The 23,500-nt window shown below is 70.0% G+C and carries 22 protein-coding genes and 1 riboswitch; of the genes, 8 read left to right on the forward strand and 14 right to left on the reverse strand.

Annotation, left to right across the window (positions count from 1 at the left end; genetic code table 11):
• The first annotated feature begins 61 nt into the window (after positions 1 to 61).
• On the forward strand, positions 62 to 1,285 hold the full coding sequence (locus ACFV9C_RS34410; protein ID WP_380200200.1) for a hypothetical protein: 1,224 nt from the start codon (positions 62 to 64) through the stop codon (positions 1,283 to 1,285).
• Here the strand turns inward: ACFV9C_RS34410 and ACFV9C_RS34415 are convergent, their stop codons facing one another.
• The 5 genes from ACFV9C_RS34415 to ACFV9C_RS34435 form a co-directional block, all read right to left on the reverse strand.
• On the reverse strand, positions 1,286 to 2,290 hold the full coding sequence (locus tag ACFV9C_RS34415; protein WP_380200202.1) for a zinc-dependent alcohol dehydrogenase family protein: 1,005 nt from the start codon (positions 2,288 to 2,290) through the stop codon (positions 1,286 to 1,288).
• A gap of 104 nt (positions 2,291 to 2,394) precedes the next feature.
• Positions 2,395 to 2,673, reverse strand: coding sequence for a ubiquitin-like small modifier protein 1 (locus tag ACFV9C_RS34420; protein WP_380200204.1), 279 nt, complete (start codon positions 2,671 to 2,673; stop codon positions 2,395 to 2,397).
• Positions 2,670 to 3,935, reverse strand: coding sequence for a threonine synthase (gene thrC / locus ACFV9C_RS34425; RefSeq protein WP_380200206.1), 1,266 nt, complete (start codon positions 3,933 to 3,935; stop codon positions 2,670 to 2,672). The genes ACFV9C_RS34420 and thrC overlap by 4 nt, the downstream gene beginning before the upstream one ends.
• A 13-nt stretch (positions 3,936 to 3,948) precedes the next feature.
• Positions 3,949 to 4,090: riboswitch (SAM riboswitch) on the reverse strand.
• Positions 4,091 to 4,310: 220 nt separating this feature from the next.
• The gene (locus ACFV9C_RS34430; RefSeq protein ID WP_380200208.1) at positions 4,311 to 5,255 is read right to left on the reverse strand and encodes a DNA-3-methyladenine glycosylase family protein; all 945 of its coding nucleotides are present in this window, start codon (positions 5,253 to 5,255) and stop codon (positions 4,311 to 4,313) included.
• Between the two features lie 29 nt (positions 5,256 to 5,284).
• Positions 5,285 to 6,448 carry a Fic family protein gene (locus ACFV9C_RS34435; RefSeq protein WP_380200210.1) on the reverse strand — a complete coding sequence of 388 codons (1,164 nt, stop codon included), beginning with the start codon at positions 6,446 to 6,448 and terminating at the stop codon, positions 5,285 to 5,287.
• A gap of 111 nt (positions 6,449 to 6,559) precedes the next feature.
• On the opposite strand from ACFV9C_RS34435, the gene ACFV9C_RS34440 reads away from it, so the two are divergent.
• The gene (locus tag ACFV9C_RS34440; protein ID WP_380200212.1) at positions 6,560 to 7,027 is read left to right on the forward strand and encodes a hypothetical protein; all 468 of its coding nucleotides are present in this window, start codon (positions 6,560 to 6,562) and stop codon (positions 7,025 to 7,027) included.
• Here the strand turns inward: ACFV9C_RS34440 and otsB are convergent.
• The 3 genes from otsB to ACFV9C_RS34455 form a co-directional block, all read right to left on the reverse strand.
• Entirely contained in the window at positions 6,993 to 7,826 is an 834-nt protein-coding gene (gene otsB / locus ACFV9C_RS34445) for a trehalose-phosphatase (protein ID WP_380200214.1), read from the reverse strand. The genes ACFV9C_RS34440 and otsB overlap by 35 nt on opposite strands.
• 7 nt (positions 7,827 to 7,833) lie before the next feature.
• Positions 7,834 to 8,421, reverse strand: coding sequence for a LytR C-terminal domain-containing protein (locus tag ACFV9C_RS34450; protein ID WP_380200216.1), 588 nt, complete (start codon positions 8,419 to 8,421; stop codon positions 7,834 to 7,836).
• 62 nt (positions 8,422 to 8,483) lie between these two features.
• The gene (locus ACFV9C_RS34455) at positions 8,484 to 8,792 is read right to left on the reverse strand and encodes a DUF3263 domain-containing protein (protein ID WP_380200218.1); all 309 of its coding nucleotides are present in this window, start codon (positions 8,790 to 8,792) and stop codon (positions 8,484 to 8,486) included.
• Positions 8,793 to 8,940: 148 nt separating this feature from the next.
• Here ACFV9C_RS34455 and ACFV9C_RS34460 point away from each other — a divergent pair, with 148 nt between their 5' ends.
• The 4 genes from ACFV9C_RS34460 to ACFV9C_RS34475 are packed head-to-tail and all read left to right on the forward strand — an operon-like array spanning position 8,941 to position 14,159.
• On the forward strand, positions 8,941 to 10,344 hold the full coding sequence (locus ACFV9C_RS34460) for an amidase (RefSeq protein WP_380200220.1): 1,404 nt from the start codon (positions 8,941 to 8,943) through the stop codon (positions 10,342 to 10,344).
• Positions 10,335 to 11,336 carry a Gfo/Idh/MocA family protein gene (locus tag ACFV9C_RS34465; protein ID WP_380200222.1) on the forward strand — a complete coding sequence of 334 codons (1,002 nt, stop codon included), beginning with the start codon at positions 10,335 to 10,337 and terminating at the stop codon, positions 11,334 to 11,336. The genes ACFV9C_RS34460 and ACFV9C_RS34465 overlap by 10 nt, the downstream gene beginning before the upstream one ends.
• Positions 11,337 to 11,344: 8 nt before the next feature.
• Complete coding sequence (locus tag ACFV9C_RS34470) at positions 11,345 to 12,751, forward strand: trehalose-6-phosphate synthase (RefSeq protein ID WP_380200224.1); 1,407 nt, start codon at positions 11,345 to 11,347, stop codon at positions 12,749 to 12,751.
• A complete protein-coding gene (locus ACFV9C_RS34475; protein WP_380200226.1) occupies positions 12,738 to 14,159 on the forward strand; it encodes an FGGY family carbohydrate kinase in 1,422 nt (473 codons plus the stop codon). The genes ACFV9C_RS34470 and ACFV9C_RS34475 overlap by 14 nt, the downstream gene beginning before the upstream one ends.
• Positions 14,160 to 14,169: 10 nt before the next feature.
• Here the strand turns inward: ACFV9C_RS34475 and ACFV9C_RS34480 are convergent, their stop codons facing one another.
• Positions 14,170 to 14,778 carry a hypothetical protein gene (locus ACFV9C_RS34480; protein ID WP_380200228.1) on the reverse strand — a complete coding sequence of 203 codons (609 nt, stop codon included), beginning with the start codon at positions 14,776 to 14,778 and terminating at the stop codon, positions 14,170 to 14,172.
• Positions 14,779 to 14,907: 129 nt separating this feature from the next.
• Here ACFV9C_RS34480 and panD point away from each other — a divergent pair, with 129 nt between their 5' ends.
• Positions 14,908 to 15,324, forward strand: coding sequence for an aspartate 1-decarboxylase (panD, locus tag ACFV9C_RS34485; protein WP_380200230.1), 417 nt, complete (start codon positions 14,908 to 14,910; stop codon positions 15,322 to 15,324).
• 24 nt (positions 15,325 to 15,348) lie between these two features.
• Positions 15,349 to 16,788 (forward strand): aminopeptidase P family protein, encoded by a 1,440-nt coding sequence (locus ACFV9C_RS34490; protein ID WP_380200232.1) that lies wholly within the window; start codon positions 15,349 to 15,351, stop codon positions 16,786 to 16,788.
• Here the strand turns inward: ACFV9C_RS34490 and ACFV9C_RS34495 are convergent.
• From ACFV9C_RS34495 to ACFV9C_RS34515, 5 genes are all read right to left on the reverse strand, one after another.
• Positions 16,785 to 17,489: an aspartate/glutamate racemase family protein gene (locus tag ACFV9C_RS34495; protein WP_380200234.1), complete on the reverse strand. Its 705-nt coding sequence runs from the start codon at positions 17,487 to 17,489 to the stop codon at positions 16,785 to 16,787. The genes ACFV9C_RS34490 and ACFV9C_RS34495 overlap by 4 nt on opposite strands.
• A complete protein-coding gene (locus tag ACFV9C_RS34500; RefSeq protein ID WP_380200236.1) occupies positions 17,489 to 18,997 on the reverse strand; it encodes an NCS1 family nucleobase:cation symporter-1 in 1,509 nt (502 codons plus the stop codon). The genes ACFV9C_RS34495 and ACFV9C_RS34500 overlap by 1 nt, the downstream gene beginning before the upstream one ends.
• Positions 18,998 to 19,131: 134 nt before the next feature.
• Complete coding sequence (locus ACFV9C_RS34505; RefSeq protein ID WP_380200238.1) at positions 19,132 to 19,836, reverse strand: GntR family transcriptional regulator; 705 nt, start codon at positions 19,834 to 19,836, stop codon at positions 19,132 to 19,134.
• A gap of 43 nt (positions 19,837 to 19,879) precedes the next feature.
• The gene (locus tag ACFV9C_RS34510; protein WP_380200240.1) at positions 19,880 to 20,557 is read right to left on the reverse strand and encodes an LppP/LprE family lipoprotein; all 678 of its coding nucleotides are present in this window, start codon (positions 20,555 to 20,557) and stop codon (positions 19,880 to 19,882) included.
• Between the two features lie 49 nt (positions 20,558 to 20,606).
• Complete coding sequence (locus ACFV9C_RS34515; RefSeq protein ID WP_380200242.1) at positions 20,607 to 23,414, reverse strand: LuxR C-terminal-related transcriptional regulator; 2,808 nt, start codon at positions 23,412 to 23,414, stop codon at positions 20,607 to 20,609.
• Between the last annotated feature and the right edge of the window lie 86 nt (positions 23,415 to 23,500).

The following is a 23,500-nucleotide window of genomic DNA, read 5'->3' on the forward strand; positions in this document are numbered from 1 at the left end:
CTGCGCTATTCTGCGTGGTGAGAGGACTTGAGGGCCAGACCAGAAGTCGTCGGAGGCTGCCGTGGGGATCTGCGTCGGGGTCGTCGGCCCGGAGGACCTGGTCCAGCGGGTGACCGCGGTCGGCGCCCCGAGCGGTACGACGCTGGTCCCGCTCCCGTACCGGCACGAGACCGAGGCGGTCGACCTGGTCCGGCAGGCGCACGGTGACGTCGACGCGTTCCTGTTCACCGGGGTCGTCCCGTACACGATCGCCACCGAGGCCGGCGCGGTCGACCGGCCGGCGATGTACGTCTCGTACGACGGCGCGACGCTGCTCCGGGCGCTGGTCGAGCTGCTCCGGCTCGGGCACAACGTCACGCAGTTCTCGATCGACACGCTCCGGCGTTCCGAAGTACTGGAGACGCTGATCGAGGCGAAGCTGCCGACGGACCGGATCCACGTGCTGCCGTACCGGCCCGGGCTGACCTCGGACGACATCGTCGAGTTCCACCGGAACGCGCGGGCGAAGCACGACACGAAGGTCGCGATCAGCTGTCTCGGGTCGGCGTTCCACCTGATCGAGAACGAGATGCCCTCGGTCCGGCTCGCCCCGTCGAGGTACTCGATCCGCTCGACGCTGCAGGCGCTCGTACTGACGACCACCGGCCAGCACGTCGGCGACGCGCAGGTCGCGCTCGGCGTCATCGACCTCCCGGAGCCGGACGACGCGCTCGCCGCCGACCTGATCACGCTCGGCGGCAGCCTCGCCGCCCTCCCCGACGGCCGGCACCTCGTCGTCACCACACGCGGCCTGCTCGAGCAGGCGACGGAGCAGTTCTCCCGCATGCCCTTGCTGGATCACCTGGCCGCGCGACACAGCACGGCGTACGTCGGGTTCGGCATCGGCCGCACCGCCGCGGAGGCTGAGGCCCTGGCCCGCCGCGCGGTCGGCCGGGCCGCGTCGATCGGCACCGTCGCGGGCGTGGTGTCGATGTCCGACGACGTCGAGATCGTCATCGAGCCCACCGGCGACCAGCCCGCCACCATCCGCGGCACCGAAAGCCTCCCGCTGCTCGCCCGCCGCGTCGGCCTCAACACCCAAACCCTCGCCCGCATGCGAGAACTGACCGCCACCCTCCCCGACGGCCTCACCACCCAGGACGTCGCCGACCACCTGGCCGTCCAGCTCCGCACCGCCCGCCGAGTCCTCAAACGCCTCGAACGAGCCGGCCTGGCCGCCCCCACCGGCACCCAGCAACACGGCCGCACCGGCCGCCCACCCACCGTCTACCTGATCCGCCTGTAGCTACGGGGTGATGACGGTGACGCCGGCGGGGGTGCCGGTGGAGAGGGCTGCCAGGGCGGCTGGGGTTTCTTCGAGGGTGATGGTGCGGGTGATCAGGCGGCCGGGGTTGAGGTTGCCGGTGGCAACTAGGTTGAGCATTTCGGGGTAGGCGTGGGCGGGCATGCCGTGGCTGCCGAGCCAGGAGAGTTCCTGGCCGATCAGGCGGGCTACGTCGAGGTTCACGCCGGCGGGAAGGAGGCCGATCTGGACGTGGCGGCCTCGGGGGCGGAGAGCCCGCAGGGCTTGCTGGACGATGTCGCTGGAGCCCAGCGCGTCGATGGTGACGTGCGGGCGACCGACTTCGGTGAGGTCTGCAGGAGGTTGGAGGGTGTGGGTGGCGCCGTAGGTGCGGGCCAGGGTGAGGGCGTCGGGGTTGGTGTCGATGGCGGTGACCTCGGCGCCCAGGGCGGTGGCGATCATCACCGCGGAGAGGCCTACGCCGCCGCAGCCGAAGACGGCTACGTGTTCGCCGGCGGTTACCTGGGCGACCTGGTGGACGGCGCGGAACGACGTGGCGAAGCGGCAGCCGAGGCCCGCGGCGGTGGCGAAGTCCATGTCGTCGGGGAGCCGGACCAGGTTCACCTCGGCGTACGGTACGGCGACGTACTCGGCGAACGAACCCCAGTAGTTGAACCCCGGCTGCAGCTGGTTCGGGCAGACCTGCTGATTACCTTCGAGGCACTGCTCGCACGTCCCGCACGCGCAGATGAACGGCGTCGTCACCCGATCCCCGACCACCCACCCGGACACCCCGGCCCCGACCGCGGCGATCGTCCCCGCCAACTCGTGCCCGGGCACATGCGGCAACACGATGTCCGGGTCGTGCCCCATCCACCCGTGCCAGTCACTCCGGCACAACCCGGTGGCCTCGACCTTCAGTACAACCGCCCCGGCCTCCGGCTCCGGCCGCGGAACATCTCGTACGACGGGCACAACGCCGTACGCCTCAACCACAACCCCACGCATCCCCGAATCCTAAGCCGCCCCCGACTCGTGGCGATTGGTTCCTGCCCCGAACCGCGAGTCGTGGATTTCAGCGCCAAAACCCACGACTCAACGCCGGGTCTGAATCAGCAGCCGCCGGCGACGGCGGGGATGATGGAGATCTGGCCGCCGTCCTTGATTGTGGTTTGGAGGCCTTCGGCGAAGCGGACGTCGTCGTCGTCGACGTACACGTTGACGAAGCGGCGGAGTTCGCCGGACTCGTCGAGGACGCGGCCCTTGATACCGGGGTACGACGTGTCGAGCGAGTCGAGTACCTCGGTCAGCGTGCCGCCCTCGGCGGAGACCTCAGAGGCGCCCTGGGTGTAGGGCCGCAGGATGGTCGGGACGCGCACACTCACACTCACTGCAGGCCTGCCTTCACAAAGGCGTCGTACGACGCGGGAATGGTCACCTTGGGGCCGACCCGGTCGGCCACGGCGTCGAGCGTCTTCAGCCCGTCGCCGGAGTTGATGATCACCGTCTCGGCCTCGGGGTCGAGCTGCCCGGTGGCGATCAGCTTCTTCAGCGTCGCGACCGTCACCCCGCCCGCGGTCTCGGCGAAGATGCCCTCGGTCCGGGCCAGCAACTGGATGCCGTCGACGACCTCGTCGTCGCTGACGTCCTCGATCGCGCCACCGGTACGGCGGGCCACGTCCAGCACGTACGGCCCGTCCGCCGGGTTCCCGATCGCCAGAGACTTCGCGATCGTGTCCGGCTTCACCGGCTTCACCACGTCGTGCCCGTCGCGGAACGCCTGCGCCACCGGGGAGCACCCGGTCGCCTGCGCGCCGTACACCTTGTAGTCCGTGGCGTCGACGAGCCCGAGCTTGCCGAGCTCGGTGAAGCCCTTGTCGATCTTGGTCAGCTGGGAGCCGGACGCGACCGGGATCACGATCTGCTGCGGCAACCGCCAGCCGAGCTGCTCGGCGATCTCGAAGGCGAGCGTCTTGGAGCCTTCGGAGTAGTACGGGCGGACGTTGACGTTGACGAACGCCCAGCCTTCCTCCTCGCCGGCGATCTCGGAGGCGAGCTTGTTCACGTCGTCGTAGTTACCGTCGACCGCGACCAGCGTGCCGCCGTACACGGCGGTGGTGATGATCTTGGGGCGCTCGAGGTCCTTCGGGATGAAGACCACGGAGCGGATGCCGGCCCGGGCGGCGGCCGCTGCGACGGCGTTCGCGAGGTTGCCGGTGGACGGGCAGGCGAAGACCTTCATGCCGAGCTCGCGGGTCGCGCTCAACGCGCTCGCCACGACCCGGTCCTTGAAGGAGTGCGTCGGGTTGCCGGAGTCGTCCTTCACCCACAGCTTGCGCAGGCCGAGCTCACGGGCCAGGTTCTGCGCGTCGACGAGCCGGGTGTAGCCGGGCTCGGTGTTCGGGAAGCTCGCCACGTCCACCGGGACGGGGAGCAGCGGCTGGTAGCGCCAGATGTTCTTCGGGCCGGCCTCGATCTGCTCGCGGGTGATGGTCGGGTACTCGTACCCGACCTCCAGCGGGCCGAAGCACTCCATACAGGCGTAGAACGGGCCCAGCGGGGACTTCGCGCCGCAGGCGCGACAGCTGAGGTGCGTACCGTTGCCAAAGGCACCTTCACGGAGGGTGTGGGTACCGGCGGCGGTCAGGCTCATGAGTGAGGTTCCCCTCTCATCTTCCCCGGAACCGGATCTCGGCACGGGACGGATTTGGCACCGTTCCCTCGCGGAGGTGACCCCGGACGGGGGCTCCACGGGGAGGGTTGCCGGGACATCAACGGGCCGTTTCCCTCAGTCCCTCTGGATGAGCTCCCCCGAGATTACCCAATCGGGTCCATATTGTGTCCTGTGATCCCACCATTCGAGATGCGCGATCTCACCCCCGACCCGGATCTCCAGGCCACCACAATCCGCCCGCCGACCGGCCGCTGAGCGGGGCGCCACGCCTCCCGCCGCGATTGTGATGGCCTGGGCATCCGCACCCACTCCCAACCACTGGTGGACGGCCGGTAGGTGGTGGGGGCGGTGTGGCTACAGCCGGTGGGTGGCGCCTGGGGTGTGGGTGGGGAGGGATTTGCGGGGGCCGAAGCGGGGGTGGCCGGGGCCGGCGAGTTCGAGGAGGCGTTGGACGCGGAAGCGGTGGCCGCGGTACGGCTCGATCAGTTCGGCGCAGCCGTCGTCGTCCAGTTCCTCGCCGATCAGCGCGTACGACACGTTCCGGGACACGTGGTAGTCCGCGAACGAGAACGCGTCCGCATCCCCGTGCGCCCGCTGCCGTACCTCGGCCGCCGTCCACACGCCCACCCCGGGCAGCGACCGCAACCGCCGTTCGATCTCGGCACCGTCGGTCAGCTCGAGCGTCCGCTCCAACGCCGACGCCCGGGACGCCGCCGTCAGCACCACCCGCGACCGCCGGCTCTCGACGCCCGCCCGCAGGTACTGCCACGACGGGATCAGCCGCCACTCCTCCGGCGACGGCGGCACCATCAGCACCCGGTTGCCCTGCTCACGAGGCCCCGGCGCGGGCTCGCCGTACTCGCGCAGCAGCAACCGCCACGCGCGGAACGCCTCCTTGCCGGTCACCACCTGCTCGATCCCCGCCGCCGCCATCGCCTCGAACACCGCCCGCGACCGCGGCACCCGCACATGCGGGAACCGCCGCGCCGCGTCCACCAACGCCCGATGCGCCGGCAGCGGCTCGAACCCGTCCCAACTGTCCCGCTCCCCCAGCAACTCCGGCACACCGTCCAACGCCCACGCGGCCCCCGGTCCCCACGCCTCCGCCTCGACAGTCCCGGCGTACGGCGTCAACCGCAACAGCACCGGCCCGTCCGGCGTCCGCGTCGCCCGCCACACGGTCCGCCGCCCCGCATCGAACACGTACGCCGGATCACCCGGCCCCTTCCGCAACCCACCAATCACCGAATGCGGATCCACCACCCGCCCCGGACGCCAAACCCGCACCACCGAACTCACCCACCAAGTCTTACCCACCCCACCGACAACTAGTTGACGGTGGGTACGGGGGCAGCGAGATGTTGCTTCATCCACGGGTACGGATCAGCCAGCGGCTCCCGGTTCGCGAGCGCCGCTTGGACCATCAGCGTCAGCCGACCACCCATGACGTAATGCCGTCCCTTGGTCTCTCCGACGGCCTGCAAGAGTTGGAGTTCTGTGGCCATCGCCAGGTCACGCGATGCCGTCCGCTCCTCGATCCCGGCCCGACGCACGTAGGTGGAGCGGCGTATCCGAAACCCCAGGGAGGCATCGAACAGTTCGTCCGCAACCCGCTCCGGCAAGCCGAACTCGTCGATCACCTCGTCGAACAGCTGCCACAGCTTGCCGGCTTCGCGATAGCGACGACGGACCGTCTGCGCCTGGATGTGATGCGCGCGGAGGTTGAACTTCACCCACAGCGCAGCCGACCGATCGGGATGCCAGGCGCCGACACCGGTCGCAGCGAGGACGCGGTAGTAGTCGTCGGTATTGCTCCCCAACCACTCCTCGATACTCGAGAACGCCGGCTCGCCGATCCCGCCCCTCGACAGCACAAGAGTCTGCAGCGCTCTCGCCATGCGCCCGTTCCCGTCCCGGAAGGGATGAATCATCACGAGGTTCAGGTGTGCCATCGCGGCACGAACAAGGGGATCGGTCGACGCGTCCCCGGCGAGGTCGGCCATGAGTTCACCGACCAGCGCCGGTACTTCGTCCGCGAGCGGACCTTCGTAGACGTTCTCACCGGTCGTCTCGTCGTGGACGTAGACGGCGCCTGGCCGATAGCTGCCCGGGCTCTTGGTGAGGTCGTGGCTGAGCATCATGAAGTGCATACTGCGGACCACGGAGGCGTCGAGCCGGAAGTCCGCGTCCTTCGCCATCGCCAGCACGTACCCCAACGCCTGCCGATATCCGCGAATCTCGGCGAAGGTACGCTCGTCCGCACTGAGCGCTTCCTCGTCGTCCAGGGCTGCCGCCGCGTCGTCCAGCGCTACGTCGTACCCCTCGATGCTGTTGGAGCCCTGGATCGCGCGCGCCAGCATGCTCCGCCGCAGCCCGCCCGCCCATCGCCGAGGCACGCGCAGAACGTCCGCGAGCTCGGAGCGGTAGGCGTAGATCTGCTCCAGGACCGCTTGGTCCTCCAGGTCGGGATCGGGGGTGCCGAAGATCGTCATCGCAGGATGTCCTAATGTCTTAATTCTTAGGACACAAGCGTACCTCCGTGTCCCGATGATTGCGACATCGAGACACAGACAAGCGCCCTTCGACGTCTCATACTGATCCCCATGACCGCCTGGCAGTGGGTGAAGGTTGTCGGGAACTTTCTTAATCTGTCGACGTTCGTGGGGGTGTTGGTCGGTGTGCTCGGGCGGGTGCGGTTCAGTCGGGGGCCGCGGGGGTTGGTCTTTGCGAACGGGTACAGGCTGGGGTTTCCGGTGGCGGGGGCGTTCACGATCGGGAATGTGGTTCTGAGCAAGAACGGGCGGGAGTACTTCGACGACGCGGCGCTGGTGCGGCATGAGGAGCGGCATTCTTGGCAGTACTTCTGCCTGTTCGGCCTGCCGATGCTGCCGTTGTACGTCGTCGGCGTGGTGATCTCGTTCCTGCTGACCGGCGACCCGGCGTCGCGGAACCCGTTCGAGCGGCTCGCGAGCCTGAAGGACGGTGGGTACGTCGAACACCCGATCCAGCCGATCGGGAAGACCGTGACGCAGGCGTTCAGCGTGCTGCGATCGCGTCCGAAAGGGCCGTGAGGACGGTCACCACGCCGCTCGGGTCGTCGACGACGATGTCCGCGGCGTCGATCAGCTCGGTCGCGTTCGAGGACCGGGTGGCGAGCAGTACGGCGGGCAGCCCGTCGGCACGTCGCGCCTGGATCGCGCGGTACGCGGCCAGGTCGCCCAGGTCGTCACCGGCGTACAGGACCGACCGGGCGGCGGTGGAGTCGAGCAGGCTGTTGATCGCGACGCCCTTGTCGATCCCGGGCGGGCGCAGTTCGAGGACCAGGTTGCCGGGCTCCAGCCGCAGCTCGGTCTCCTCGGCGAGCGCGGTCAGCGGCCCACGCAGTACCTCGAAGGCCCCGGCGGGATCCGCCAGCCGGCGGGTGTGCACGGCGAGCGAGCTGTCCTTGTCCTCGACGAACGCATCCGGTACGCCGGCGTCGCGGAGCAGAGCGGGCAACCGCTCGCGGGCCGTCGCCACGCCCGCGGGCACCGGCGCGCTGGTCACCTTCCCGGTCGTGGCGTCCCACCGCTCGAGGCCGTAGTGCCCGAGTACGACGAGGCGCCCGAGGCCGGGGTGGCCGCTGACGCCGGACAGTTCGGTGGCGACCAGTGCGGGCCGGCCGGTGACGATCGCGACCTGGTTCACCGACCGGGCCAGCCGGGCCAGCGCGTCCAGGGCACCCTCGACCGGGCGGGAGCGGGCCGGGTCCTCGACCAGCGGCGACAGGACACCGTCGAAGTCGGTCGCGATCACCGCGGAGGCCGGGTCGGAGGCGATCGCCTCCCAGCCCTGGTGGCCGGCATCGGTCTTGATGACCGGAGCATTCATCCCGCCATCAACCCACGTAGTCCGAGGTCAGGATCACGGTCAGGCGGTCCTTCTTCATGTTGTCCAGCGCGCCCTTGGACCGGCCGACGCCGAGGTCGTGGGCGAGCTGGTTGGCGGCGGCCAGCATGCCCGGCGGGTAGTACACGGTGCTCTCGGCAACCTTGCCGTGCCAGTTGTCCGGCGAGCCGGCGACGGTCCACCCGGCCGCGCGGGCGCGGTTCGCGACCGAGTCGGCGAGACCCTTGCGCGGGGTGTTGTTGTACACCTCGATCGCCGGCCGCTCCTCGGCCGGGATGGTCACCGGCTGGGTGGGTTGCGGCGGCTGGCTCGTCTCGGTCGGCTGTGTGGTGGTCGTCTCAGGCGGTGCGGTCGTCTTCGGCGGTTCGGTCGTCGCCGGCGGCTGAGTCGTCTTCTCCGACGGTCGCGGGATGCTGGCCCCGACCGTCGACGGCCCGGTCGTGGGCTTCTTCTCCGGCGTACTCGCGGCGGCCGGCTTCTCGTCGGCCTTGCTGTCGTTGCCGCGGGTGCCGAACAGCACCAGCAGCCCGGCGACGATCGCGACCACGGCGGCGACCGCGACGAGCGACGAGAGCACCTGCCCCTGCTCGCCCCGACGGCGTGGGGCAGTAAGGCACGCCCTCAGGCGGCGGAACATGGTCAGACCTCGATGCCCAGGCGGCGTGCGGAGCGGGCGCGCTGGCGGGCGGCGCGGAGGCGGCGCAGGCGCTTGACCAGCAACGGGTCGTGCGCGAGGGCCTCGGGCCGGTCGATGAGCGCGTTCAGGACCTGGTAGTACCGGGTCGCGGACATCTGGAACTGGTCGCGGATCGCCTGCTCCTTGGCACCGGCGTACTTCCACCAGTGCCGCTCGAAGGCGAGGATCAGGCCGTCCCGCTCAGAAATCCCGGCGACGACCGGCGGCGCAGCTTCGGCGGGGCCGGGAGAGCTGGCGTTGGCGCTGTCCATCTGCTGCTGACTCCTGTGCGGTCGGTGATCGTCCGTCCGCCAGCCACTGTACGTGTTGAACAACAGCAATGTCATTCACCGACGACCGACACGAAGCGTGTCGCTGACGAGGCAACCGGACCCGTTCAACTCTGGCAGGATCGTGAGCGTGAGCTCAACCCAGTCCAGCGTGGCGCTGGTGGCGGAGCTGCAGGGGCGGATCGGGGATGTGGACCCTTCGGTCAACGCCATCTGCACGCCGAACCCCGCCGCGCTCACCGAGGCCGCCCGACTCGACACCGAACGTGACGAGGGGCGGGTCCGCGGCCCGCTGCACGGCGTACCGGTGCTGATCAAGGACAACATCGACACCGCGGACCTGCCGACCACGGCCGGTTCGCTGGCGCTGGCCGGGCAGCCGCCCCCGCCGCAGGACGCGCCGGTGGTACGCCGGTTGCGCGAGGCCGGCTGCGTGATCCTGGCCAAGACCAACCTGAGCGAGTGGGCGAACTTCCGCGGCTCCGCGTCCTCGTCCGGTTGGAGCGCGTACGGCGGTCTGACCCGGAACCCGTACGCGTTGAACCGCTCGCCCGGCGGCTCCTCGTCCGGCTCGGGCGCGGCGCTCGCAGCGGGACTCGCGGAGTACGCGCTCGGCACCGAGACCAGCGGGTCGATCGTCTGCCCGGCCGCGCTGAACGGCGTGGTCGGCCTGAAGCCCACGGTCGGCCTGATCCCGCAGCAGGGCATCGTCCCGATCTCGCACTCGCAGGACACCGCCGGGCCGATGACCCGCACGGTCGAGCAGACCGCCGCGCTGCTGACCGTGATGGCCGGTGGCCGGCTCGACTACACCGAGGCGTGTCGCGGCACGGACCTCGGCGACCTGCGCATCGGCGTACCGCGTGGTCCGCTGTGGGGGTACTCGAACGGGCTCGACCAGGTCACCGAGCGGGCGCTGGAGCTGCTCAGCCGGTGCGGAGCGACGCTGGTCGACCACCTGTCGTTGCCGACGCCGGGCGGCGACGAGGACCAGTTGCACATCCTCGCGCACGAGCTGAAGGGCGACCTGGCGGCGTACCTCGCCACGCGCGCCCCGGGCGGTCCGCGCGACCTGGACGACCTGATCGCGTTCAACAAGAAGCATGCGGACCAGGAGCTGCAGTGGTTCGGGCAGGAGCTGTTCGAGCGCGCAGCCGCGACGGACGGGCTCGATTCCCCCGTGTACGTCGCGGCCCGGCTGACCGCGCTGCGCGCCGGGCGGGACGGGATCGACAACCTGCTCCGCAACAACCAGCTCGACGCCCTGGTCAGCCCGTCGTACCAACCGGCCTGGACCATCGACCTGGTGAACGGCGACCACGTGATGGGCAGTTCGTCGTCGCACGCCGCCCTGGCCGGCTATCCGCTGCTGTCGGTGCCGTCGGGGCTGGTGTCCGGTCTCCCGGTCGGACTGACGATCAGCGGTACGGCGCGGAGTGAGTTCACGCTCATTCGCTTGGCGCACGCCTTCGAAACCGCGAGAATCGCAGCAGACGGACCGTTCCCGACCCCGGAGTTCAGACAGTGGGTATAGATCGCGTCAGGTGGGGAGTCGTTGCGACCGGCAACATTTCGACCCAGTTCACGCAGGACCTGAGGTTGCTGGCGGACGACGCCGTCGTCACCGCGGTCGCGTCCCGTTCACAGCAGAGCGCGGACAAGTTCGCCGCCGAGTTCGGCATCCCGCACGCGTACGACGACTACCGCCGGCTGATCGACTCCGGCGAGGTCGACGTGATCTACATCGGTACGCCGCACCCACAGCACTACGCGATCGCCCGGACCGCCCTGCGCGCCGGCATCGCCGTACTGTGCGAGAAGCCGGTCACGCTGACCGCCGCGCAGGCACGGGACCTGGTCGCGGTCGCCCACGAGCACCACACGCTGTTCGCCGAGGCGATGTGGATGCGCACCGATCCGGTGATTCAAGCGCTCTTCAAGGATCTCCACAGCGGCGTGATCGGTGAACCCCAGCAGGTCACCGCGGACTTCGCGTTCCACAAAGCTTCATTGCCGGTTCGCCTGCTCGACCCGGCGCTCGGGGGAGGCTCGCTGATGGACGGCGGCATCTACCCGATGACCTTCGCGCACATGGCGTTGGGCCGCCCGGCGGAGGTGAAGGCAGTCGGCTCGCTCAACGACGACGGCGTCGACCTGAACGTCGCGATGGCCTGGCGGTACGACTCCGGTGCGGTCGCCGCCCTCACCTGCGGGCTGCGTTCGCAGAACCCGTGGGTCGCGGCGATCAGCGGCCCGGAGGGGAACCTGCAACTGCCGCACCGGTTCCACCACCCCGAGTACTACGTGCGCACGACCGCTTCCGGAGCGGAGCGGATCGACGTACCCACGCATGGCCGTGGGTACCACTACGAGGCGAGCGCAGTGATCGCAGCGCTGCGCGCCGGACTGGTCGAGGTACCGGTCCTGCCCCATGCCGCCACCCTCGAGATTCTCGACCTGCTCGACGAGACCCGGAGCCAGATCGGGGTCCGCTACCCCGGTGACGACGACGACCTGAGTGGATGACGCTGACCATGTCTACAGTGCCGAACGGTAGGAGTTCCTTCGTAGTGGTGGCCAACCGGCTGCCGGTCGACCGGATCGAGATGCCCGACGGCAGTACGGCGTGGCGCCGCAGCCCCGGCGGGCTGGTGACCGCGCTGGCACCAGTGATGCAGAACCACCACGGCGCCTGGATCGGCTGGACCGGCAGTGCCGACGAGAAGCTCGACCCGTTCGACAACGACGGCATGCACCTGGTCCCGGTGATGCTGAGCGCCGAGGACGTCCAGCTGTACTACGAGGGCTTCTCCAACGCCACGCTCTGGCCGCTGTACCACGACGTGATCGTGGCGCCGGAGTTCCACCGCGAGTGGTGGGAGTCGTACGTCGCGGTGAACCGCCGGTTCGCGGAGGCCGCCGCGGAGGCCGCCGACGACAACGCCGACGTCTGGGTGCACGACTACCAGCTGCAGCTCGTCCCGGCGATGCTCCGGCGGCTGCGGCCCGACGTACGGATCGGGTTCTTCCTGCACATCCCGTTCCCGCCGACCGAGCTGTTCGCGCAGATGCCGTGGCGGCGGCAGATCCTGGACGGGTTGATGGGCGCCGACCTGGTCGGGTTCCAGCGCCCCGGTGCGGCGTCGAACTTCGCCCGGCTGGCCCGGAACCGGATGGGCCTGCGCACTCGCGGCGACCGGATCCACCTGCCGGACGACCGGATCGTGCGCGCCAAGGCGTTCCCGATCTCGATCGACGTGAACGAACTGGAGAGCCTGGCGCGGCAGCCGGAGACCACCGCCCGGGCCGCCGAGATGCGCCAGGAGGTCGGCAACCCGGAGCACATCCTGCTCGGTGTCGACCGGCTCGACTACACCAAGGGCATCCGGCAGCGGCTGCGGGCGTTCGGCGAGCTGCTCGACGAGAAGCGCGTCTCGGTCGACGACGCGGTCTTCATCCAGGTCGCGACGCCGTCCCGGGAGCGGGTCGAGCAGTACCGGGTGCTGCGCGACGAGATCGAGCTGCTGGTCGGCCGGATCAACGGCGAGCACGGCCGGATCGGTACGCCGGCGATCAACTACCTGCACACGACCTACTCGCGGACCGAGATGGCCGCGCTGCTCCGGGCCGCCGACGTCGCCGTGGTGACCCCGCTGCGGGACGGCATGAACCTGGTCGCGAAGGAATACGTATCCACCCGGTACGACGACACCGGTGCGCTCGTGCTGAGCGAGTTCGCGGGCGCGGCGGACGAGTTCCGGCAAGCTTTCCTGGTGAACCCGCACGACATCAACGGGATGAAGGACACCATCGTCGACGCGATGAACACCGACGAACGACAGCTCGGCCGCCGGATGAAGGCCATGCGCAAGCACCTCGCGGCGCATGACGTGAACGTCTGGGCCCAGAACTTCCTGAAGGCTCTGCATGACGAAGACTGACCACCGGATCCTCGCGCTCGACCTGGGGACGTCGTCCGCGCGGGCGCTCGTGCTGGACGAGTCCGACGCGTCCCCGATTCCGGGTGCACTGGCCCGGCACAAGATCTCCCCGGCGTACGGGCACGACGGCTCCGCGACGCTCGACCTGCACGAGTACGTCGAGGGGCTGCTCGGCTGCCTGGACGAGCTCCAGCAGAACGGGCACCTGGACGGCATCGGTTCGCTGGTGCTGTCCACGCAGTGGCACTCGATCGTTGCTCTCGACAACAAAGGCGCGGCGCGTACCCCGGTGATCACCTGGGCCGACACGCGCTCGGTGGACCTCGACCTCGGGACGTCGTTCGACGAGCAGGCGTTCCACGCCCGGACCGGGACCTGGCTGCACCGGCTGTACTGGACGCGCCGGATCCCGTGGCTGCTGGCCTCCGACTCCCCCGCCGCCTTCGCCGGCCTGCCCGATCTGGTCCTCGAACGGCTGACCGGCGAGCGGGTCACGTCGGTGTCGGTCGCGTCCGGGACCGGGACGCTGGACCTGGCGACCGGCGCGTACGACGAGGAGGCGCTGGCGGTCGCGGGCGTGACCGCGGACAAGCTGCCGACGATCGTTCCGACCGGCTGGACCGGGCGGTTGTCCAAGGAGTACGAGCGCCGCTGGCCCGGGCTCGTCGGCGTACCCGTGCATCCGCCGACCGGCGACGGCGCCGCGTCCAACGTCGGGACCGGCGGGTACGACGCGGGAACAGCCGCCGTGACGGTCGGTACGTCGGCCGCCGTACGGGTCGTGCACCCGATCGAGAACGCGCCGGAACTGCCGTGGGAGCTGTGGCGCTACCGGGTCGACGACAAGCGCGCCGTGACCGGTATGGCGTTCTCCGCGGCCGGAAACCTGCACGCGTGGCTGACCGGCGTACTGCGACTGGAATCCGACGAACCGCTCGGCGTGGAGATCGGCGGGACGCACGCGATCGCGATCCCGTTCATGGCCGGTACCCGCCCGCCCGCGAACGTACCGGGCGGCTCCGGGGTGTACTTCGGGCTGTCGTTCGACGACAGCTCCGCCGACCTGCTGGCAGCCGCGCTGCAGGGTGCGTCGCTGGAGATCGACCGCGGCCTCCGCCAACTCGACGCGCTCTTCGACCGCCCACTCGACGTGGTCCTCGGCGGCGGCGGCATCGACGCCTCCGAGTGGTGGCGCCGCTGCCTCACCGCAACCTTCGCCCGCCCCACCACAGTCTGTGCCGAACCCGAAGTCGGCGCCCGCGGCGCCGCCGCCGTCGCCCTCGGCCTGTCCCCCGAACCGGGCGGCGAGCACCTGACACCCGTTGCGGAGGACGTCGCACGGGTCGGCGAACTCCGCGCACGGTACGACGTACTCCGAGAGCTGGCTGTGCAGGCGTCGGCGATCTAGTACTGCAGGATCAGGGGGTGATGACGAGCGTCTGAGTCGCCTTGTTCAGCACGAGACCGAGCGTCTTGCTGTCGGCGGGACGGCCCGCGACGGTGAGCTCGGCGTCGGTCAGGGTCCGCCCGTTCTGAGCGACGTACCGCGTGGCCACCCAGCGGGTCGCGCTGCCGCTCTTGTACGTGTAGACGATCGTGCTGACGGTGAGCCGGCCCTGCCCGGCGGTGGACGGCATGCCGACGGTCGACGTACCCACGATGTGCAGCCCGCGGGTGCCCTTCAGCGCGGCGATCTTCTGCTTCAGCGCGCTCTGCGGCGTCTGCGGGCCCCACCAGGTGTCGAACCGGATCATCCGGCTGTTCGCGGTGTCGTCGAAGCGGGTCTCGTGCGCGGCGACGTGCACCTCGCGCCAGGTCTTCGGCAGTACGGCGTTCGACAGGTATCCGTGCGGGTACTTGCGCTCGAAGTACCGCTTCACGAACGTCACCGACGTACTGCTCTGGGCGGCCGTCAACTGGACCGGCTGCCGGGTCTCGGCCGCGCTGCTCGGCTGTGCCGTCCCCAGCAGCACAGCCCCCGTCGCCGCCAGCGCCGCCACCCCTGCCATCACGCCGTACCGCTTCATCTCTCGTTCCCTCCGTAGGACGCTCCCCCGTCGGCAGCGCACCGGTCGAGACACCGCGAAGGCACGGAAAGTTGCCGACGTGACTGCGACCACTGACAACAGCGTCGGTACGCCGGATCATTTCGGCTCATGTGGCGCGAGATGATGAAGTCGAAGGTGCACCGGGCGACCGTGACGCAGGCGGACCTGGACTACGTCGGGTCGTGCACGCTGGACGCGGAACTGATGGACGCGGCCGACCTGCTGCCGGGCGAGAAGGTCGACATCGTCGACATCACCAACGGCAACCGGCTGTCGACGTACCTGATCGAGGGGCCGCGCGGGTCCGGGATTGTCGGCATCAACGGCGCCGCGGCGCACCTGATCCACCCGGGCGACCTGGTGATCCTGATCGCCTACGGGATGTTCGACACCGCCGAGGCCAAGGTCTTCGCGCCGAGCGTAGTCTTCGTGGACGAGCACAATGCGATCACCCGCATCGGCTCCGACCCCGCGGAGGCACTGCCGGACAGCAGCACGCTGCGCGGGGACCAACTGCACCCGTAGCGCAGAGATGAGGACTGGTCACCGATGACCGAGAACGCTGCCGAGAACACCGCACCCAAGACGGCGTCGCACGACAACGAGCCGAGCCCGAAGCTGCGGGCGTTCATGAACTCGGGGTGGGCCGACTCCGAGCGGCACGATCTGTCACTGAGCGACGTCGGCGTGTGGGCGGCGAAGCGCCGGGACGCGTTGTCGCAGGCGTTCCCGGGCGAGCGGCTGGTGATCCCGGCCGGTACTTACAAGGTCCGTTCGAACGACACCGACTACGTCTTCCGGCCGCACACCGACTACGTGTGGCTGACCGGCAACCAGACCTCCGACGCGGTCCTGGTGCTGGAGCCGAACGGCACCTCCGGCCACGACTCGGTGCTGTACTTCCGCCCGCGCGCCGACCGCGCCCAGGGCGAGGAGTTCTGGCGCGACCGGATGTACGGCGAGCTGTGGGCCGGCCGGCGTCCGTCGCTGACCGAGACCGCGAAGGAGTTCGGGATCGAGACCCGGCACGTCGACCGGCTGGCCGACGCGCTGAAGGGCGACGTACCGACCCGGGTCCGGCGCGACGAGGACGAGTCGATCGCCACGCTGCTCAGCGGCGCGCACACCGACGATCTGAAGGACAACGCGCTGGCCGCGACGCTGTCCGAGCTGCGGCTGGTGAAGGACGCGTACGAGCTCGAGCAGCTCCGGGACGCGGTCGCGATCACGCACCGCGGGTTCTCCGACGTACTCGCGGAGATGGACAAGGTCCGGCAGTACGGCGAACGCTGGATCGAGGGCACGTTCTGGCGGCGCGCCCGTGCCGAGGGCAACGACGTCGGCTACACGTCGATCGCCGCGGCCGGCCCGCACGCGACCACGCTGCACTGGATCGAGAACGACGGCCCGGTGAACGACGGCACGCTGATGCTGCTCGACATGGGTGTGGAGAACCGGCAGCTGTACACCGCCGACATCACCCGCACGCTGCCGGTGAACGGCGAGTTCACGCCGCGCCAGCGCGACCTGTACCAGCTGGTCCTGGACGCGCAGAACGCCGGCATCGCCGCGCTCACGCCGGGTGCCGCGTTCCGCGCCGGGCACGAGGCGGCGATGGAGGTCGTCGTCCGCGGCCTCGACGCGATGGAGCTCCTGCCGGTGCCGGCGGAAGAGGCGCTCGACCCGCAGAGCCGCCTGTACCAGCGCTACACCTTGCACGGCGTCAGCCACATGCTCGGCCTCGACGTCCACGACTGTGCGTCGGCCCGCAACGAGACGTACCGGCAGGGGACGGTGCAGCCGGGGTACGTGCTCACCGTCGAGCCCGGCCTGTACTTCCAGGCCGACGACCTGACCGTCCCGGAGGACCTGCGCGGCATCGGCATCCGGATCGAGGACGACATCCTGATCACCGACGGCACCCCGGAGAACCTCTCCGACGCGATGCCGCGCACCGTCGAAGCCATCCAGAACTGGATGGCGTCCTAGACATTCTGGTAGCGCGGGTGCGGCGCGAACTCGCCGAGCTTGCCTGTTCGTAGCCGCATCCGCACCAGCATCTCGACCGTCGTGGTCGCGGCCGCGACGCCGTCGATCACGCTGACGCCGAGTTGGGCCGACAGGTCGTGGCACAGGTCCGCCATCCCGGCGCAGCCGAGCACGATCGCGTCGGAGCCGTCCAGCGCAAGGGCTTCCTCGCAGGCCCGCAGGATCTTCGCCCGCGCGTGCGGATCCGTCTCCAGCGCCAGGACGGGGATCTCACACGCGTGGATCCCCCGGCACTGCCGCGCGACGCCGTACTCCTCGGTCAGGTCGTGCGCGTGGCCGACCGTCCGCGCCAATGTGGTGACGACGCTGAACCCACGGCCCAGGTACGCCGCCGTACGCATGCCCGCCTCCGCGATCCCGACGACCGGCCCGCGGGCGAGCTCCCGCGCGGCCTTCAGCCCCGGGTCGCCGAAGCACGCGATCACGTACCCGTCGTACCCGGCGGCCTCTCCGTCCACGATCTCCTGCAGCAGCCCCGGTACGGCGTACGCGTCGTCGGCGTGGCTCTCGATCGAGGCCGGGCCGTGCGGCGGGTTCACCGCCTCGACGGTGACGCCCGGGCCGGCGACGGCGCGCGCGCAGTCGCCGATCAGCGCGGTCATCGACGCCGTACTGTTCGGGTTGACGACCTTGATCCGCATCATGCCTGCCCTTGAGCGACGCCCGCGCGGCGCGCCAGCACCGAGTAGAGCGCGTAGCCCGCGCCGCAGCCGATGAACCAGCTGTAGTCGCTGATCCACAACGCCTCGCCGATCCACCGCGGGACCAGGACCGACGCGACCGAGATGACGCCGGCGGCGATCACGGACTGGATCGCGACCGGGTTGTAGCCCTTGCGGTAGTGGTACGCGCCGTCTTTGTCCAGGGTGAACATGTCGTCGACGACCAGCTTCTGCTTGCGGATCAGGTAGAAGTCCGCGATCAGGATGCCGAACAGCGGGCCGATCAGCGCGCCCAGGATGCCGAGCGTGTAGTGGATCGCGGTGTCGTTGTTGTACCAGTTCCACGGCGTCAGCAGCACCGAGCCGACGGCCGCGATCATGCCGCCCATCCGCCAGCTGATCTTCTGCGGGCTGACATGCGAGAAGTCGAACGCCGGCGAGATGAAGTTCGCGACGATGTTGATGCCGACGGTCGCAGTTACGAAGGTCAGCGCGCCGAGCAGGATCGCGAACGTGTTGTCGATCCGCTCCACGGTCTTGATCGGGTCGGTCAGCAGCTCGCCGTACACCGGGACCGTCGCGCCGGCAGTGAGGACGGTCAGCAGCGAGAAGAAGACGAAGTTGACCGGCAGGCCCCAGAAGTTGCCACGGCGGACACTCTTGAAGCTGTTGCCGTAGCGGGCGAAGTCGCCGAAGTTCAGCATCGGGCCGGAGAAGTACGAGACCACCAGCGCGATCGCGCTCAGCATCGTGCCGATCGTCGCCCAGCCGGACAGGCTGTGCCCGGACAGGTTCAGGTCGATGTGGAAGCCGGACTTGACCAGCAGGTAGCCGCAGAGCAGCAGCATCGTCACGTACACGGCCGGGCCGGCCAGGTCGATGAACCTGCGGATCGTCTCCATCCCGCGCCAGAACAGCGCCGCCTGGGCGACCCAGAGGATCGCGAAGCTGACGTACCCGAGCGCCGACAGGCCGAGGAACCCGTGCACGTGCGAGTCCGCCCACGGGCCGAGGCCCGGCCAGAGCTTCAGGAACACGATGTTCAGCGACTCCGCGGCCAGGAACGTCTGTACGCCGTACCACGCGACGGCGATCAGGCCGCGGATGATGGCCGGGATGTTCGCGCCGAGCACGCCGAACGAGACCCGGCTGATCACCGGGTACGGAACGCCCGCCTGCTGGCTCGGCTTGGCGACCAGGTTGCAGAAGAACTGCACGATGCAGATGCCGGCGATCAGGCAGACGAACACCTGCCAGCTCGTCAGCCCCAGCGCGAACAGGCTGCCCGCGGTCAGGTAGCCGCCGACACTGTGCACGTCGGACATCCAGAACGCGAAGATGTTGTAGCTGCGCCAGGTCTGCTTCTCCAGCGGCGCGAGGTCCGCGTTCGTCAGCCGCGGGTGGTAGTCACGCTGCGCGCCGCCGGCTCGGGACGGGTAGCCGGCCGCGTCGACGATGTCCGCGGGCACACGGGGTTCGGTCACCATGCTGGCCTCCTCGGGGCCTGGCCGCGGCGCGGGATCGCGCGGCCGAGTGCACCGAAAGCTAGGCCACGCCCAGTGGGGATCGCCATGTAAAACGGTCAAATATAGGAAATGGCGGCCAAATATAGGAGCCGGTGTCAGACCGGGTCCGCGAAGCACTCCGGGTCGTCGGCGAACTCCGCGATCGCGGACTTGAGATGGGTGTAGTGCCGCTCGGACTCGGCGATCAACGTCTCCAGGTCGCGGGCGACGTACGCGCTGATCAGCCGCTCGTGGTCGGTGCGGAACTCGGCCCGTTCGTGCGCCGGGACCCGGGACATCGGCCGGGCCGGTTCGGTGATGTTCCAGGCGGTCTCGTACATCCGGATCAACCGGTGCATCCCGGACGGCTCGATCAGCGCGAAGTGGAACCGCCGGGTCGCGGCGGCGTACTGGCGATCACCCGCGGCACTCGCCGCTGCCAGCGAGTCGTGGGTGCCCCGGATCCGGTCGTGGTCGGCGGCGGTCGCGTTCACCGCCGCGGCCCGCAGCGCGGCGGCCTCCAGCGCCTGGCGTACGTCGTACAGCTCGCGGAACTCCAGGAACGTCAGCTTCGCGACCCGGTACCCGATGTGCGGGCGATGCTCGACCAGGCCTTCCCCGAACAGGGTCTTCAGCGCCTCCCGGACCGGGATCGCGCTGACGCCGAAGAACGCGGCCACCTCGTCGATCGGCACCGACGTACCGGGCGGCTGGTCGCCGGTCAGGATCGCGTGCCGCAGATCGCTCTCGACCGGCGGCATCTCGCCCGCCGCGGCCGTGGTCCGCGCGAGACGCGACGTGAAGTCCGACGATCTCCGCATCTCCGGACGATATGCCCCGGCCGGACCGGCTGTCGAGGAACAACTACGACTCGAGGCGGATGGCTACCGGAGTGCCGACGTACGGGCGGGTGCCGCCGCTTGGGGCGAAGCCGTCGTTGTCCTGCCAGGCCCAGTGGATCGTCACCGGCTTCAGCGACGGGCAGCAGGCCGGATCGTCCTTGGCGAAGTGCGTGTACTTGATCGTGAACACGCCCTGGCCCGCGCCCGCGAGGCTGGTCACGCCGGTCGTCTCGGTGTCACCGTCCCAGCCGGCGAACTTCGTGCCGTGGAAGAAGAACACCACCTGCCCGCCGCTGTCGGCGGCGTTCGAACGGGTGCCGACGACCGCGGTGAGCTTGCCACCGGCGCCGTCCGGGACGGTGGCCTTCACGGTGCTTGGGACGAAGTGCACGCTCGGCTGCTTGACCTCTACGGTCTGCGCCATCGCGCTCTTGATCGCCCCCGCGTCCGGCACACCGCTGGTGCTCACCGTCACCGGGGTCGCGGACTTCGTGGGTCGCGTGGCGGTCGGCGTCGTCGAGTCGCTCGGGAGCCCACCCGGATCCGTCGGCGTCCACCCCGGCGAGCTCGCGCTCGTAGCGGTTGACGTCTGGGCCGCCGGAGAACCCGCGGCCCCGGAACCGCCGCCCGAGCACCCCGCCAACGTCCCCGTCGCGACGACCGCAACCGCCAGCATCAGCCTGCGCGCACCCACCATCATCAGCCCTCCGTCAGAATCAGGTCGAGACCAAAACTAGCAACGGACCGGCTCACGCTTGTTGCCGACCGCCACCATCTACCCCGAGAGCGGCGAGTGCGGTCTGTGCCTCGGTGGTGTGGGCAGGGTGCAGGACGAGGGTGCTGACGCGCTCGAAGTGCGCGCCGATGCGGCCGAAGACCTCGGCGGCTTGGAGCAGGCCGTCGAGGTCGCGGCTGGAGCGTGCGGCGGCTCGGGTACGGCAGGCGGCGGCCCAGGTGTTCTCGACGGCGTCGCCGGCTGTGGCGTCGAGCAACTCGGGTGCCTCGGGCAGGGCGGCCAGTACGGCGAGTTCAGCCGCGGCGGTGCGCGCGTACGGCGCCCACCAGCGTTCAGCGAAGTCTCCGAACGCCCGCCGTACGATGCCCGGCGCCTGCTCGACGTCACCCAACTGTACGGCGACCCGCGCCCGCACGAACGTGTACGGCGCCGCCAGCCACGGCGCATCCTCCAGGTCCGTACACCGCGCCACCTCGAGCGCCCGCCGCTGCCAGAGCTCGAACAACCCGTCGTCCCGCACCCCGTGCACCATCGCGGCCGCCGACAACGCGGACGACATCCATTCGACCGGCGGCCGCCCCGCGCGCTGCCACCGCTCCCACAACGCCTCCGCCTGCGCCACGCAGGCATCGAACTGCCCGGTCAACGCAGTCACCCGAATCAACCGAGGCAACGAGATATACGGATGATCCCCCACCGGATCATCCACCCGCCCACCCGACACAGTTGTCTCCGGCGCACCGACCGCCGCCGCGGACGCCCGCAGATCACCGACCGCGGTCGCGGTGGTGGGGGCGACATCGTCCACCCGCCTATCCGGCGCAGTTGTCTGTCGGGCGCCGACTGCCGCGGCGGATGCGCGGAGGTCGCCGACCGCGGTTGCGGTGGTGGGGGCGACGTGGAAGGCGTCGATGATTTCGGCGGCGGCGTATGGCTCGTGCCGTGGCAGCGGGCCGACCAGGCGCATGCGTTCCACGGCGTACGCGCGGGCGTCGCGCAGGCGGCCAGCGTTCCCGGCAGCCACGGTCAGCGCGTCGAGCGCGCCCGCGATCAGCACCGGGTCGCCCGTACGACGAGCCGCTTCGACGGCCTGCTGCGCCAACTCAGCATCTGCACCGATGCGCCGGCCGCCGTACTCCCACGCCTTGGCGGTCGCGAGCAGCGCGGTCACCTGCGCGTCACCCGGTCCCGCGCAGTCGATCGCCTGCTGCAGAAGGTATGCGGTGCGCTCGGCGGGTACGTCGTACAGCGAGCCGGTCGGGTACCGGTTCACCGCGATCACCGCGAGCGCGAGCACCGTCGCCCGAACGTTGCCATCAGCAACCGCCCGCTCGGCGGCGTCGAGCAGCAGCCGTACGCCGGTCTCCGCGTCCGAGATCGCCAGCGTGGCATCCGCCGCCGACCGCAGGTCCAGCGCCGCCGCGACCCCGTCCGCCGCACGATCGGCGGCCGCCCGGTAGTCCCCGATCGACTCCCGGAACTGCCGCCGCGCGAACCCGAGATGCCCCAGCGCCCGCGCCAACCGATGCGCAGTCTGATCCGGCTCGGCCGCGGTTGCCGCGAGGGCGGCCCGGAGATCGGCGGCGACCTCGTCGTACGGCTGTTGCCAGCCAGGCGAATCCAGCCGGCTTTCGAGACCGGTGGCGGTATCGGCGGCCCAGTGCAGGCAGCGGTCCTGGGCGATGGCCAGCTCGTCAGCGGTCAGCTGCTCGCGGGCGAACTCCCGGATCGTCTCCAGCAGCCGCCAGCGCGAACCCCGGCGTACGGCGAGACTCTTGTCGGTCAGGCGCCCCAGCAGATCGGCGACCTCACCCCGACCCAACTCCGGACTGGTCGCACTGGCTGCGTCCAGATCGAACCCGCCGACGTAGATCGCCAACCGCCGGAACAGCAGCCGCTCCGCCTCGTCCAGCAACTCGTGGCTCCACCCGATGACAGCCGCCAGCGACCGGTGCCGGGCATCCATCCCACGGCCACCCGCGAGCAGCCGCAGCCGGTCGTCGAGCGCCGCCCGCAACCCGTCGGCGCCGAGCGACCCGATCCGCGCCGCGGCCAGCTCGATGGCGAGCGGCATACCGTCCAACCGCGCACAGACCTCCGCCAGTTCCTCGTCCGACGCAGCGAACTCCGGGTCGACCGCCCGCGCCCGTTGCACGAACAACTCGGTCGCCGCGTCCAGTGGTGGCAGCAGCACAGTCGTCTCGGCCGGTACGGCGAGGCGCTCCCGGCTGGTCGCAAGAATCGTCAGCTCGGGACACGTCCGCAGCAACTGCTCCGCCAGCTCGGCCACCTCGTCAACCAGGTGCTCACAGTTGTCCAGCACCAGTAACGAACGCCCCTGCTGCAACTGCTCCACAAGAACCTGCTCCAGGCTCTGGTGCGGACGCTCAGCCAACCCCAACGCTGTAGCCACAGCCCGGCTCACAAGCCCGTCCCGCACCGGCACCAGATCTACAAACGCCCCAACGCCGGCCGCCTCAGCCGCCACCACAGCGGCGAGCCGCGTCTTCCCCATCCCACCAGGCCCCAACAGCGTCACCAGCCGGGCCCGCCCCAGCGCTTCCCGCAACGCCGCCGCCTCTGCGGCCCGCCCGACAAACGTCGTTCGACCGGCCGGCAGCCCATTCACCCCAGCATGTTGAGTCCCTGCCAGATCGGCGAGCTCGCGACGGTCGGTGGCGCCGTACTTGCGGAGAAGGGACGACACGTGGCTCTCGACCGTGCGTACCGAGATGTGCAGTGCGTGGGCGATCTGCGCGTTCGACCGATGGGCGGCCAGCGCCGCCAGTACCTCGGCCTCGCGTGCGGACACCTCGTTCACGCGCCCCATCATGACCGATCGGTGGGGTTTCCGTGGTGGATCCGTGGTCGGCACGGATGTGGTCCGTGGCCCGCCGGACCGAGAGT

This window comes from Kribbella sp. NPDC059898, from assembly GCF_042730855.1.
In the GTDB taxonomy this organism is placed as follows: domain Bacteria; phylum Actinomycetota; class Actinomycetes; order Propionibacteriales; family Kribbellaceae; genus Kribbella.